Raw genomic sequence first — 13,444 nt, forward strand, 5'->3', positions numbered from 1 at the left:
AGGCCGTCTGAAATTTTTGCGGAAGAAAAAGGCAAACCTGTTTCTCCCCTTTCACAACACTCTTTTTTAAAGGTTTGAAACATGAATGATTCGGTTGTCGCCGAGATTGTGAAAAACCAGCGCAAGTTGGAAGGCAAGCGTTGGTTGATTGTGTTGATGTTTTTAGTCATCGCGGCGGTCAGTTTCCTATTCGACATCGCCACCGGCCCTGCGATGACGGACACGCTGCCCGTCGGCGAAGTGGTCAATGTTTTGCTGGGCAAACCCGAAGTCGATGAAATGAACCGCCTGATTGTGATGGATTTGCGCCTGCCGATTGCGGTGATGGCCTTGGTGGTCGGCGCGGCTTTAGGTGTCGGCGGTGCGGAAATTCAAACGCTCCTGAACAACCCGATGGCCAGCCCTTATACGCTGGGCTTGGCGGCGGCGGCGGGTTTGGGCGCGTCGGCGGTGATTGCGTTCGGCGGTTTCGGGCTGCCTGAAACGGTCGCCGTTCCCATCGGTGCGTTTGTGATGACCATGCTGGCTTCGGGCATCTTGTTTCTGTTTGCCTCGGCACGCCGCTTCAACTCGGCGATGTTGGTGCTGGTGGGGATTGCGCTGTTGTTTCTGTTTCAGTCGATTTTGTCGCTGATTCAGTTTATCGCCGCGCCTGAGATTTCGCAGCAGATTCTGTTTTGGCTGTTCGGCAGTTTGAACAAGGCAACTTGGGAAACAGTCATCGTTACGGCGGCAGTTACGGCGGTATGCGTGTTTCTGCTTTCGCGCGATGTGTGGAAGCTGACTGCGCTGCGCTTGGGCGAAGAACGCGCCGTCGGGCTGGGCATCAATCTGCAATTTTTACGCCTGAAAACGCTGGTGTTGGTGGCGGTAATGACGGCGACGGCCATCAGTTTTGTCGGCGTGATCGGCTTTATCGGCTTGGTTGCGCCGCATGTGGCGCGGATTCTTTTGGGCGAAGACCAACGTTTCTTCCTGCCCGGCGCGATGCTGGCAGGGGCGGCGTTTTTGTCGGTCGCCAGCGTGTTGTCCAAGGTGATTATCCCGGGCGCGCTGTTTCCGGTGGGGATTGTTACGTCGTTTGTCGGCGTGCCGTTCTTCTTCTGGATTGTATTAACGAAACGATAGGCCGTCTGAAATGTTGAAACTTGAAAACGTACACATCCGGCGCGGCGATTATGTAGTCGCCGACAATATCGATTTGACGCTGGAACAAGGCAAAGTCTATTCCGTGCTCGGCCCCAACGGCACGGGAAAATCCTCGCTGATGAAAACGATTTTCGGAGAAGTAGCACACAAAGGTACCATCCGCTACGGCGACGAAGTGTTGAGCAAAATCCACCTGCAAAGCTGGCGCAAACGCATAGGTTATATGCCGCAGGACACCGCCGCCGAAGCCTCGCTGACCGCGCTGGAAGTCGTGTTGCTCGGCCGCATGGACGCGCTGCACATGCACGTCGGCGACGAACTACTGCACGAAGCCGCAAGTATCATGGCGGAGCTGGGCATCGGCCATCTGGCGCACCGCGACGTCATGCGGCTTTCCGGCGGACAGCGGCAGCTCGTCATGTTTGCCCAAGTCATGCTGCGCCGTCCCGAAATCCTGATGCTGGACGAACCGGTCAGCGCGCTGGATATGCACCATCAGCTCAATCTTTTGGAGCGCGTGGTGCAATACACGCACGAACACAATCTGGTTACGCTGATGGTCTTGCACGATTTGAGCCTCGCCGCGCAGTTTTCAGACGGCGTGATTCTGCTCGGCGAAGGCAAAGTACAGGCGCAGGGCGCGCCGCAGGACGTGTTGCAGGCGGACATGATCGGCAGGCTGTATAAAGTGGACATCGAGCTCTTATACGACAGCAAAGGCCTGCCCGTTATCCGCCCAATGCGGCAATCCTAGCTGGGAAATCTGCCATCAAGAAACCAGCCCCAGCAATCATTTTATACTCTTCACAAAAAAGGACTTTCCCATGAAAAAATCACTCTTCCTCCTGATGCTGACCGCTTCCCTGAGCGCATACGCCACCAACCACGAAATCAAAATGCTCGACAACGGCAAAGACGGCAGCATGGTGTTCGAGCCCGGCTACGTCAACGCCAAAGTCGGCGACACTGTTACCTTCAAAGCCGCCAACAGTGGCCACTGGGTACAAAGCAAAGCCCTGCCCGAGGGCGTTGCCGACTTCCTCTCCGAAGACGGTAAAGACTTCACCCTCAAGCTCGACAAAGAAGGCGTGTACGTCTACACCTGCCCGCCGCACCGCATGATGAACATGAGCGGCGTGATTCAGGTCGGCAAACCGGTGAACAAAGCCAAAGCACAAGCCGTTGTCGATGAAATGGAAAACCGCGCCATGCAAAGCAAAGGCCGTCTGAAAAAATACATGGCGCAAGTGAAGTAAACGCGTTTATGCCCGCATTAAAGGCCGTCTGAAACCTTTCAGACGGCCTGTTTCCTTTGCGTAAAACACGCATCAAAGCTATATCTTCCGTTTCAGTTTCCGATAAAATAGGCCTATTCCGACACAAGACCCGTAAGCATGATACGCCGCCTTTACGCCACGCTGTGGCACCTCGCCCCCTTCCTGATCCGCCGCCACCTGCGCCGCCGCGCCCTCAAATCCCCAGCCTATCTCGAGCATTGGGGCGAGCGTTTCGGGCAGGCGTATCCCAATCCCATACAACGCCCGATTTGGATACACGCCGTATCCGTCGGCGAAACGCGTGCGGCCGAACCTTTGGTGCAGGCATTGCGCCGCCATTTTCCCGACTCGCCGTTTCTGATTACCCAAATGACGCCGACCGGCCGCGCCACCGCGCAATCCCTGTTCCCCGAGGCGCAATGCCGTTACCTGCCCTACGACAAATCCGAATGGGTAGCCCGATTTTTAGCCGAACACCGCCCCATCTGCGGCATTTTGATGGAAACCGAAATCTGGCCCAACTTGATGCACAGCTGCCAAGAAGCAGGCATTCCCCTCTTTTTGGCCAACGCGCGCCTCTCCGAAAAATCCCAACGCGGCTACCTCAAAATCCGCAAGCTGGTCGAGCCTGCCATGCAGAGCCTCTCCGGCTGCTTTGCCCAAACCGCCGCCGATGCCGAACGCCTTCACCTTATCGGCGCGTCCAACGTCCACGTCTGCGGCAACACCAAATACGACATCGCGCCCCCCGACGACTTGCGTCCGCTTGCCGTCGCCTTTAAAGAACGCATCGGCGCACGCCCCGTCGTCGTCTGCGCCAGCACGCGCGTGTACAAAGGCACGGATGAAGCCGAGCTGCTCCTCAAAGCATGGCAGGGCTACCGCGGCAATGCCTTGCTGGTCATCGTACCGCGCCACCCTGAAAACTTTCAGACGGCCTATGATACCGCCAAATCGCTTGGTTATACCGTCCAAAAACGCAGCGACGGACAACCCGTTTCCCCAGATACACAAGTTTGGATAGGCGACAGCATGGGCGAACTGGCCGCCTACTACCTCAGCGCAGATATTGCCTTCGTCGGCGGCAGCCTCGTTGATGCCGGCTGCCAAAACATCATCGAACCCATCTCCTGCCGCGTCCCCACCCTCTTCGGCTACTCCAACTACAACTTCGCCCAAGCCTGCAAAGGCGCAGTCGAAGCCAAAGCCGCCGTCCGTGTCGAAACCGCCGAAGCCTGGTACAGAACCACGCGCCAATACCTCGACGATGAAACCCTGCGCCAACAACTGATCAGCCACACCGAGCAATTCATTTCGCAACACCAAGGCGCCAGTGCCAAAATTGCCAAAGCGATTGCAGATTGTTTGAATCAGCGTTAAACAATAAAAAACCGCCCGTTCATGACAAACAGGCGGAAACTGAAAAACAGTTTTTTGTTTTCAGCCGTTTAATTGACTAAGAGCAGGAACAGGGTTAAGATAATCCTAACGACTGTCCGCAGTCTCAGCCATGAACGACCCGTGCGAGTGGTATGTTTCATGATTGAAACCATCCTTTCTAGGGCGGTTTCAGCACAAAGCCCCACTGCAATGGGGCTTTTTTGCTACCAGCCCCGCGATAATTATACCCAAACTTCCTAAAATCATTCCAAACAAATTTCCACTAAAAAGGCCGTCTGAAACCCCAATTTTTTGGGTTTCAGACGGCCTTTTCTCAACCTACAAACTTAACGTCCTGCTTTCAACACGCGACGTGCAAACACGAACATACCGAAGACAAAAAACGCCAAGCCCAGCCATTTGGCGGCCGTATCCCAGTTTTCCAGGTTCAGGGCCAAAGGCGCATCCGAACCGCCGTTGGTTACGGAGAAGGCAATGATAAACGCCATAATCACACCGATCAGGCTCTCGCCGACAATCAAACCGGCAGAGAACAGCGTACCGATACGTTCCGCATTTTTCAGACGGCCTTCACGGTTTTCTTGACGACGGGCGATGACGGATTTCAACACAGCCGCCAATACCGCGCCGATCACAATCGGCATATTCACAGACGGCGGCAGGTAAATGCCCATGCCCACGGCCAATACCGGCAAGGCGCGCTTGCCGCCGGAGGATTTGCGCAATGTGAAATCGACCGCAATCAACGCCACGCCAATGGCCACGCCGGTGAAAATATAATCCCATTGCAGATTGTGCGAGAAAATACCTTGGGCGATGGTGGTCATCAAAGTTGCCTGAGGCGCGGCAAGGGCTTGTGCCGCATCCATGCCTTCACGCGGCATCGCGCCGGTAAAGCCGTAGGCTTCATACAAAAGCTCCAACACAGGTGAAATCACCAATGCACCGACAACGCAACCGACAATCAACGCAACCTGCTGTTTCCAAGGCGTTGCCTTTACCAGATAACCCGTTTTTAAATCCTGCAGGTTGTCATTGGAAATCGAAGCCACACAAATCACAGACGCGCCGCAAAACAGCGTCAACGCCAGCAGGAATTTGCGGTTTGCCTCGTCCGTCATCAAGCCGCCGGATTCGCCAACCAGCAGCAACACCAGCGAAATGATAACGATAGAGACGATGCCCACACCCGAAATCGGGCTGGAAGACGAACCGACCAAACCGGCCATATAACCGCAAGCCGCGGCCACCAAAAAGCCGATAATCGAAGCCAGCAGCGTACACACGACCACCAACAGCCAAGCCAAACCGCCGGAAATATGCGAGTCGCCGATAAAGTGGAAGAAAGACACGCCCAACACCAGCATCATCGCCAACACCCAGGCAATCATCGCCTTAGGCGACAAATCCTGTTCCGTACGCTCAGTCATCTGCACGCCGCCGAAATTGCGGAAAGACAGGCGCATACCCTCGACCATCGGTTTCATCAAAGTCAACAGCGTCCAAATAGCGGCAATACCGATCGTACCCGCGCCGATAAAACGGACTTTTTCCTTCCACAAAGACATTGCAAAAGGAATCATCTCCATATCGGCAGGTTGCGGAATATGCGCCGACAGATAAGGCACGGCCACACCCCAGGCAATCGAAATACCCAGCAAAATCGCGATACCGCCGGTCAGGCCGACCAAATAGCCCGCGCCCAGCAAAGCCAAAGAAAAGCCCATCGGCACTTGGAACACCGACGCGCCGCCTTTAAACCAAAAGCTCGCGCTGTCCGCCACCACGCGCAAACCGCTTGCGCAGAAGCTCATCAAACCGGCCAGAGCGCCGCCCGACACCAATTCCTTGATACCGCTGCCGCCTTCCTGTTGGTCCGCATCATGGTCGCCAACCTTCAAAATCTCAGCCGCCGCCACGCCTTCCGGATAAGGCAAATCGCTCTTCACCACCATCGCATAACGCAAAGGCACAGTGAAAATCACGCCCAAAATACCACCGGACATACACAGCAGCGTAGTCTGCCAAAACGGAAAGCCCGCCCAATAACCGGCCATCAGCAAACCCGGCAAGATAAAAATAATACTGGAGAGCGTACCCGCGGCTGAAGCCTGAGTCTGCACCATATTATTTTCCAGAATATTGCTGCCTTTAAAAAACTTCAAAACCGCCATCGAAATTACCGCAGCCGGAATCGAAGACGCAAAAGTCAAGCCCACCTTCAAGCCCAAATACACATTGGATGCCGTAAAAATCACCGTAATCAACGCGCCGAGTATCATCCCCCGCAGCGTCAGTTCACGGAAACTCGCATAAGGATCAACCGCCTGTTTCATAAAAATCTTCCTGTATCAGGTAAACAATCAAATCAAAACTTTTCAGACGGCCTTTTGATACATCCATCAGGCCGTCTGAAAAGCCTCTCTCTTACCATTTTAATGAACTATCCGACTACACGCAAAAGCCCTATTTATTTTCATTTGACGCCAAACAATAAAATCATATCGATACAGACGTTTGGGGCAGTTTGACGGTTTCAGGTAAAATAACGCCAAATTCATCAACCGTTCAGAAAGCCGCCGCCATGTATTCACTCGTCCGCCCTATCCTGTTCCGTTTCGATGCAGAAAAGGCCCATCATTTCACGCTCAACAGTTTGCGTTCTATCGAAAAACTCGGCCTGCTGCCCAAGGTGGACAGCCACACCCGGCCAACCGAGCTGATGGGTTTGCAGCTGCCCAATCCGGTCGGCTTGGCGGCAGGTTTAGACAAAAACGGCGAGTGTATCGATGCGTTTGCCGCTTTAGGTTTCGGCTTTGTCGAAATCGGCACGGTAACGCCCAAGCCGCAGCCGGGCAATCCGCAGCCGCGCCTTTTCCGTGTTCCCGAACACCAAGGCATCATCAACCGCATGGGTTTCAACAACCACGGCATCGACGCGATGATCCGCAACATTGAAAACAGCCGCTTTAAAGGCATTTTGGGCATCAACATCGGTAAAAATGCCGTTACGCCGATTGAAAACGCGGCCGACGATTATCTGATTTGCTTGGAAAAAGCCTACGCCCATGCGAGCTACATCACGGTCAATATTTCCTCCCCCAATACAAAAAACCTGCGTGCCTTGCAGGGCGGCGACGAGTTGAGCGCATTGTTGGAAGCCTTGAAAAACAAACAGGCGCAACTGGCGGCTGCGCATGGCAAATATGTGCCACTGGCGGTTAAAATCGCGCCGGATTTGGACGAAGCACAAATCGACGACATCGCCCATGTGGTCAAATCCGTGGAAATGGACGGCATCATCGCCACCAACACGACCATCGACAAATCCAGCTTGGGCAGCCATCCGCTCGCAGGCGAACAAGGCGGCTTGAGCGGCTTGCCCGTACGCGAGAAAAGCAATCAAGTGTTGAAACTTTTGGCGGAACGCATTGACGGCAAGCTGCCGATTATCGGCGTCGGCGGCATCATGAACGGCACGGACGCGGCAGAAAAAATCCGCTTGGGCGCCAGTGCGGTTCAAGTGTACAGCGGTTTGATTTATCGCGGCCCTGAGTTGATTAAAGAGTGTTTGGCTGCGTTGAAATAATACTTTTCCAAAAATAAGGCCGTCTGAAATCTTTCAGACGGCCTTTTGATATGCTTTCATTCTTCAAACAGATTGCCTTGTGCCAATAAGGTTTTGACCGGTGCGAAATTGCGGCGGTGTTCCGGCAAGACGCCGTATTGTTTCAACGCGGCCAAATGTTGCGCCGTACCGTAGCCTTTGTGGCGGTCAAACCCGTATTGCGGATAGCGTTTCGCCAATTCATACATTTCCGCATCACGCGCGGTTTTGGCCAAAACCGAAGCGGCGGAGATTTCAATAATTTTGCTGTCGCCTTTGACCACGGCTTCGGCAGGAACATTCAAATCTTTCGGCACGCGGTTGCCGTCTATCCACACTTTGTCGGGAGTGACCGACAGCCCCTCGACTGCGCGCTTCATCGCGGCCATGGTTGCGTGCAGGATGTTCAGTTGCAGGATTTCGTCAGGATCGGCAAAGGCAATGCTCCACGCAACCGCCTGTTCCTTAATCATCTGCGCCAACATATCGCGCTTTTTTTCGCTCAGTTTTTTTGAGTCGGTCAAACCCGGCAAGTCAAAATGTTCCGGCAAAATCACTGCCGCCGCAAATACGCTGCCGACCAAAGGGCCGCGTCCCGCTTCGTCCACGCCTGCGCTTAAAACCGTCGCCATTTCTTCACCACCTGTCTGATTCAAAGCCGCCATTATATCCGCTTGCGGCAGATAAAATCCGCAATAGGACAAGCCGTTGGGGAGCAGTTAAAATTTCATCTGCTTTACCAATCAGTTATAATTTACATCCCCACATACTGATACGTCTTACAACATGCCTGCCCAATCCGAACGCCTCCATTTTTCCGAACGCTGGCTCAACGCCTACGAACGCTACCGCTATCGCCGCCATATCCACGCCTTCCGCCTCGGCTTGGCAATCGTGTTCTCCACCCTGTTGGCGAAAGTCTTCCACCTGCAACACGGCGAGTGGATCGGCATGACCGTCTTTGTCGTCCTCGGCATGCTGCAATTCCAAGGCGCGATTTACTCCAAAGCGGTCGAACGCATGCTCGGCACGGCCATCGGTTTGGGTGTTGGGTTGACCGTTTTATGGTTGAACCAACATTATTTGCAAGACGACGTTTTCTTCTATCTGATTATCGGTGCCGCCAGCGCAGTGGCCGGTTGGTCTGCGGTCGGCAAAAACGGCTATGTCGCCATGCTTGCCGGTTTGACCATGTGCATGCTCATCGGCGACAGCAGCCACCACTGGCTCGACAGCGGCCTGATGCGCGCCATGAACGTTTTGATTGGTGCCGCCATCGCCATTGCCGCCGCCAAACTCCTGCCCCTGCGCTCCACCCTGATGTGGCGCTTCATGCTTGCCGACAACCTCACCGACTGCGCCAAAATGATTGCCGAAATCAGCAACGGCAAGCGCATGACGCGCGAGCGCTTGGAGCAAAACATGATTAAAATGCGCAAAATCAACGCCCGCATGGTCAAAAGCCGCAGCCATCTGGCCGCAACATCCGGCGAAAGCCACATCAGCAACAATATGATGGAAGCCATGCAACATGCCCACCGCAAAATCGTCACCACCACCGAGCTGCTCCTGACCACCGCCGCCAAACTGCGCGCGCCCACGCTCAACGAAAGCGAAATCCGCCTGCTCGACCGCCATTTCAACCAACTCCAACGCGAACTGCGCCTGACCGTACGTCTCATCAAAGGCCACTACGCCCGCCGCATCCGCATCGATACTTCGCTCAATACCGAACTAAGCAAACCGGCCGCCCGCCTGCATTACGACTGGCAAGGCTTCCTCTGGCTCAGTACCAATATGCGTAACGAAATCGCCGCATTGGTGATCCTGTTGCAACGTTCGCGCAATAAATGGTTGGACAAAAAAGAATTGCAACGCCTGAAAGAATACCTGCGTAACGATACCGATCCGGAGTAACAATAGGCCGTCTGAAAAACGCAAACCCAAAATAAAAGACAAAAACGAATTAGCCGCCGATAACATCGGCCAATAAAAAAGGCCGTCTGAAACCCAATGGTTCAGACGGCCTTTCAATCAATCCAAGCAACAATAAATACCGCATAAAGCAAAATCCCCTGCGATTGCAGGGGATTTTTATATTTGGTTGCGGGAGCAGGATTCGAACCTACGACCTTCGGGTTATGAGCCCGACGAGCTACCATGCTGCTCCATCCCGCGTCAGAAGTTGTAACTATACGGAAAGACGGAATCGCTGTCAAGCGTTTTTGACAGAAAATGCGAAAAACGCCGCTTTACAAAAAACCGTCCGCATGGTTTAATTTTTCGTTAATAAAGAAACAGGGGTGCTGCTTTCAAACCGAGCGGCTGAGAAATACCCTTTACACCCGAACAGGATAATACCTGCGTGGGGAGTTTCGGCAAATGTGTTTTTAGACGGTTGATTGAAGATATCCACAAGGCCGTCTGAAAAAAAGCAATGCTCCTGTTTCCATTTCATAACCGAAAAACAGGAGCAATTTTTTATGACTACCGCTAAAAAAACCGGCGATGAGGCGCGCCGTCTTTCCGACTTGAGCGAAGACATCGGCATCCGCTTCCAATATCCCAATTCCAACCGCGTCTATATCCCGGGCAGCCGCGCCGACATCCGCGTGCCTTTACGCGAAATCCGTCAAGACGACACCTACACAGCACAAGGTACGGAAACCAATCCACCGATTCCGGTGTACGACACCAGCGGCGCATACGGCGATCCGGCGGCACACATCGACTTGAAACAAGGTTTGCCGCACGTCCGCACTGCATGGCTGGACGAACGCGGCGATACCGAAATCCTGCCCAAGCTTTCCAGCGAATACGGCACTGAACGCGCGCACGATCCGAAAACCGCCCATCTGCGTTTCAACCAAATTACCCACCCGCGCCGCGCCAAAGCAGGCCGCAACGTAACCCAGCTTCACTACGCCCGCCAAGGCATCATTACGCCGGAAATGGAGTTTGTCGCCATACGCGAACGCATGAAGCTGGACGAGCTTTTCAGACGGCCTGAATACGCCAAGCTCTTGAAACAACACGCAGGGCAAAGTTTCGGCGCGAATATCCCGACCCATCCCGACCAAATCACGCCCGAATTCGTGTGTCAAGAAATCGCCGCCGGACGCGCGATCATCCCTGCCAACATCAACCATCCCGAACTCGAACCGATGATTATCGGCCGCAACTTCCGCGTCAAAATCAACGGCAACTTGGGCAACTCCGCCGTAACCTCCAGCCTGACCGAAGAAGTCGAAAAAATGGTGTGGTCGCTGCGTTGGGGCGCGGACACGATTATGGATTTGTCTACCGGCGCACATATCCACGAAACACGCGAATGGATTATCCGCAACGCGCCCGTCCCCATCGGTACTGTGCCTATTTACCAAGCTTTGGAAAAAACCGGCGGCATCGCCGAAGACCTGACTTGGGATTTGGTGCGCGACACCTTAATCGAGCAGGCAGAACAAGGCGTGGACTATTTCACCCTGCACGCAGGCGTATTGCTACGCTATGTGCCAATGACGGCCGATCGCCTCACAGGCATCGTATCGCGCGGCGGCTCTATCATGGCGAAATGGTGCCTCGCCCATCATCAGGAAAACTTCCTCTACACACATTTCGACGAAATCTGCGAAATCATGAAAGCCTACGACGTATCATTCAGCCTCGGCGACGGTCTGCGCCCCGGCTGCATTGCCGATGCCAACGACGAATCCCAATTCGCCGAGCTGCACACTTTGGGCGAATTGACTGCCAAAGCGTGGAAACACGACGTACAAGTCATGATCGAAGGCCCGGGCCATGTACCGTTGCAACGCGTGAAAGAAAACATGACCGAAGAGTTGCAACACTGCTTTGAAGCGCCTTTCTACACACTCGGCCCGCTCGTTACCGACATCGCCCCCGGCTACGACCACATCACCTCGGGCATAGGCGCGACCAATATCGGCTGGTACGGCACAGCCATGCTCTGCTACGTTACCCCGAAAGAGCATCTCGGCCTGCCCGACAAAGAAGACGTGCGCACCGGCATCATCACCTACAAGCTCGCCGCCCATGCCGCCGACCTCGCCAAAGGCTGGCCGGGCGCACAGTTGCGCGACAACGCCTTAAGCAAAGCGCGTTTCGAGTTCCGCTGGCGCGACCAATTCCGCCTCAGCCTCGACCCCGAACGCGCCGAGAGCTTCCACGACGAAACCCTGCCTGCCGAAGGCGCGAAAATCGCCCACTTCTGCTCAATGTGCGGTCCCAAATTCTGCTCGATGAAAATCACGCAGGAAGTGCGCGACTACGCCGACAAGCAAAAAGCCCAACGGCAGGGCATGGAAGAAAAAGCGATTGAGTTCGTCAAAAAAGGAGCGAAGCTTTACAGTTAAAACGTAAAGCAAGAAAAGGCCGTCTGAAAATGTTTCAGACGGCCTTTTTAGTGAATAGCCTTTAAGCCAAAGCAATACGCACTACGGCCGCTTATTTTTCCACCCTGCGGAAATGGTGCGGACGGAAGCCGAGCGCGACGAGGGAAACGAAGTAGAGGCCGCCGCCCAAGGCAATCAGGACGCAGAGTTGGCCTGCTTTTTTAAAGCCGCCGACGTGTACCCATTCAAACGGCAGATAATATTGCGCCAGCCACAAACCGCCGCCCATGACGACCAAAGAGATGACCATTTTAACCAAAAACGCTGCCCAACATTTACCGGGGCGGTAGATGCCGTGTTTGCGCAAAAGGAAAAACAGCAAACCTGCATTCAGACACGCGCCCAAACCGATAGCAAGGGACAGACCGACGTGTTTGAGCGGCGAAATGAAAGCGAGGTTCATCAACTGTGTGCAAATCAGCGTGAAAATAGCGACCTTAACGGGGGTTTTGATGTTTTGGCGCGCGTAGAAGCCGGGTGCCAATACTTTAATCATAATCAGCCCGATCAAGCCAAAGGAATAAGCAATGAGCGCGTGTTGGGTCATTTGCGCGTCGTGCAGCGTAAATTCACGGTACATGAACAAGGTCGTAACCAACGGGAAAGACAACACGGCAAGGCCGACGGCGGCAGGTAGGGTCAGCAGCATGCACAGGCGCAAACCCCAGTCGAGCAGACCGGAAAATTGCTCGGTATCCTGACTGGCAGCGTGTTTGGACAAGGTAGGCAATAAGATTGTACCGAGTGCCACGCCCAAAACACCGGTTGGCAATTCCATCAGTCGGTCGGCGTAATACATCCATGACACGCTGCCGGACTGCAAAAACGAGGCAAAAATGGTGTTGATAACCAAGGAAATCTGCGCCACGCTCACGCCTAAAATAGCCGGCCCCATCTGTTTCATCACGCGGTTGACCGCCGCATCTTTAAAGCTGAGTTTGGGCATTTTCAAGAAGCCCAGTTTCGCCAACCAAGGCAGTTGGAACACCAGCTGCAACACGCCGCCGACAAATACTGCCCACGCCAACGCCATAACAGGCGGATCGAAATACGGTATGAAAAACAGGGAAAAGACGATAAAGGAGATGTTCAAAAATGTCGGTGTGAAGGCGGGAATGCCGAATTTATGATAGGAATTGAGTATCGAACCGACAAAAGAGGATAGTGAAATCAATAAAATATAAGGAAACGTTACCCGCAGCAGGTCGATGGAGAGCTGAAACTTATCGGCATCTTTGGCAAAACCGGGCGCGGAAACATAAATCACCCACGGCGCAGCGAGGATGCTCAGCGCGGTAACGATGACCAACACAAACGACAACATACCGGCCACATGACGCACAAACGCCTGCGTGGCTTCGGGTGAGCGGGTTTCTTTGTATTCCGCCAAAATCGGCACGAAGGCTTGGGCAAACGCGCCCTCTGCGAACACGCGCCGCAACAGGTTGGGCAGTTTGAACGCGACAAAAAACGCATCCGTCGCCATGCCTGCACCAAACGCACGGGCAATAATCGTATCGCGCACAAAGCCCAAAATGCGCGACACCATCGTCAGGCTGCCAACCTTGGCCAAGGCTCCCAATAAATTCATGTGTTTT

10 protein-coding genes, 1 tRNA gene and 1 riboswitch are annotated in these 13,444 nt (G+C 54.1%); of the genes, 7 read left to right on the forward strand and 4 right to left on the reverse strand.

Annotated elements, in window-relative coordinates; translation table 11 throughout:
• Positions 1-81: 81 nt before the first annotated feature.
• From ACTHTG_RS05220 to waaA, 4 genes are all read left to right on the forward strand, one after another.
• Positions 82-1,128 (forward strand): FecCD family ABC transporter permease, encoded by a 1,047-nt coding sequence (locus ACTHTG_RS05220; RefSeq protein WP_004519102.1) that lies wholly within the window; start codon positions 82-84, stop codon positions 1,126-1,128.
• 10 nt (positions 1,129-1,138) lie between these two features.
• The gene (locus tag ACTHTG_RS05225; RefSeq protein WP_004519103.1) at positions 1,139-1,903 is read left to right on the forward strand and encodes an ABC transporter ATP-binding protein; all 765 of its coding nucleotides are present in this window, start codon (positions 1,139-1,141) and stop codon (positions 1,901-1,903) included.
• 70 nt (positions 1,904-1,973) lie between these two features.
• Positions 1,974-2,405 (forward strand): plastocyanin/azurin family copper-binding protein, encoded by a 432-nt coding sequence (locus ACTHTG_RS05230; protein WP_004519104.1) that lies wholly within the window; start codon positions 1,974-1,976, stop codon positions 2,403-2,405.
• Positions 2,406-2,543: 138 nt separating this feature from the next.
• Entirely contained in the window at positions 2,544-3,806 is a 1,263-nt protein-coding gene (waaA, locus tag ACTHTG_RS05235; protein ID WP_308538568.1) for a lipid IV(A) 3-deoxy-D-manno-octulosonic acid transferase, read from the forward strand.
• 347 nt (positions 3,807-4,153) lie between these two features.
• Here the strand turns inward: waaA and ACTHTG_RS05240 are convergent, their stop codons facing one another.
• On the reverse strand, positions 4,154-6,163 hold the full coding sequence (locus ACTHTG_RS05240) for an OPT family oligopeptide transporter (RefSeq protein WP_004519106.1): 2,010 nt from the start codon (positions 6,161-6,163) through the stop codon (positions 4,154-4,156).
• 248 nt (positions 6,164-6,411) lie between these two features.
• Between ACTHTG_RS05240 and ACTHTG_RS05245 the strand changes: the two genes are divergently transcribed.
• Positions 6,412-7,416 carry a quinone-dependent dihydroorotate dehydrogenase gene (locus tag ACTHTG_RS05245; protein WP_070504155.1) on the forward strand — a complete coding sequence of 335 codons (1,005 nt, stop codon included), beginning with the start codon at positions 6,412-6,414 and terminating at the stop codon, positions 7,414-7,416.
• 56 nt (positions 7,417-7,472) lie between these two features.
• On the opposite strand, the gene rnhB is transcribed toward ACTHTG_RS05245, so the two are convergent.
• Positions 7,473-8,066 carry a ribonuclease HII gene (gene rnhB, locus ACTHTG_RS05250; protein ID WP_039861927.1) on the reverse strand — a complete coding sequence of 198 codons (594 nt, stop codon included), beginning with the start codon at positions 8,064-8,066 and terminating at the stop codon, positions 7,473-7,475.
• A 154-nt stretch (positions 8,067-8,220) separates the two neighbouring features.
• Between rnhB and ACTHTG_RS05255 the strand changes: the two genes are divergently transcribed.
• Positions 8,221-9,351 carry an FUSC family protein gene (locus ACTHTG_RS05255; protein ID WP_039861887.1) on the forward strand — a complete coding sequence of 377 codons (1,131 nt, stop codon included), beginning with the start codon at positions 8,221-8,223 and terminating at the stop codon, positions 9,349-9,351.
• A 184-nt stretch (positions 9,352-9,535) separates the two neighbouring features.
• Here ACTHTG_RS05255 and ACTHTG_RS05260 read toward each other — a convergent pair.
• Positions 9,536-9,612, reverse strand: a tRNA-Met gene (locus tag ACTHTG_RS05260).
• Between the two features lie 111 nt (positions 9,613-9,723).
• Positions 9,724-9,823: riboswitch (TPP riboswitch) on the forward strand.
• A 94-nt stretch (positions 9,824-9,917) separates the two neighbouring features.
• On the opposite strand from ACTHTG_RS05260, the gene thiC reads away from it, so the two are divergent.
• Positions 9,918-11,807 carry a phosphomethylpyrimidine synthase ThiC gene (gene thiC / locus ACTHTG_RS05265; RefSeq protein ID WP_049344950.1) on the forward strand — a complete coding sequence of 630 codons (1,890 nt, stop codon included), beginning with the start codon at positions 9,918-9,920 and terminating at the stop codon, positions 11,805-11,807.
• Positions 11,808-11,898: 91 nt separating this feature from the next.
• On the opposite strand, the gene murJ is transcribed toward thiC, so the two are convergent.
• A complete protein-coding gene (gene murJ / locus ACTHTG_RS05270) occupies positions 11,899-13,437 on the reverse strand; it encodes a murein biosynthesis integral membrane protein MurJ (protein ID WP_440360556.1) in 1,539 nt (512 codons plus the stop codon).
• Positions 13,438-13,444: the final 7 nt, after the last annotated feature.

This window comes from Neisseria sp. P0017.S009 (assembly GCF_051957375.1).
In the GTDB taxonomy this organism is placed as follows: domain Bacteria; phylum Pseudomonadota; class Gammaproteobacteria; order Burkholderiales; family Neisseriaceae; genus Neisseria; species Neisseria perflava.

Coding starts and splice junctions, on each gene's coding strand:
- ACTHTG_RS05255 (WP_039861887.1), top strand. CDS start 8,221: ATGCCTGCCCAATCCGAACGCCTCCATTTTTCCGAACGCTGGCTCAAC.
- ACTHTG_RS05225 (WP_004519103.1), top strand. CDS start 1,139: ATGTTGAAACTTGAAAACGTACACATCCGGCGCGGCGATTATGTAGTC.
- rnhB (WP_039861927.1), bottom strand. CDS start 8,066: ATGGCGACGGTTTTAAGCGCAGGCGTGGACGAAGCGGGACGCGGCCCT.
- waaA (WP_308538568.1), top strand. CDS start 2,544: ATGATACGCCGCCTTTACGCCACGCTGTGGCACCTCGCCCCCTTCCTG.
- ACTHTG_RS05230 (WP_004519104.1), top strand. CDS start 1,974: ATGAAAAAATCACTCTTCCTCCTGATGCTGACCGCTTCCCTGAGCGCA.
- thiC (WP_049344950.1), top strand. CDS start 9,918: ATGACTACCGCTAAAAAAACCGGCGATGAGGCGCGCCGTCTTTCCGAC.
- ACTHTG_RS05240 (WP_004519106.1), bottom strand. CDS start 6,163: ATGAAACAGGCGGTTGATCCTTATGCGAGTTTCCGTGAACTGACGCTG.
- ACTHTG_RS05245 (WP_070504155.1), top strand. CDS start 6,412: ATGTATTCACTCGTCCGCCCTATCCTGTTCCGTTTCGATGCAGAAAAG.
- murJ (WP_440360556.1), bottom strand. CDS start 13,437: ATGAATTTATTGGGAGCCTTGGCCAAGGTTGGCAGCCTGACGATGGTG.
- ACTHTG_RS05220 (WP_004519102.1), top strand. CDS start 82: ATGAATGATTCGGTTGTCGCCGAGATTGTGAAAAACCAGCGCAAGTTG.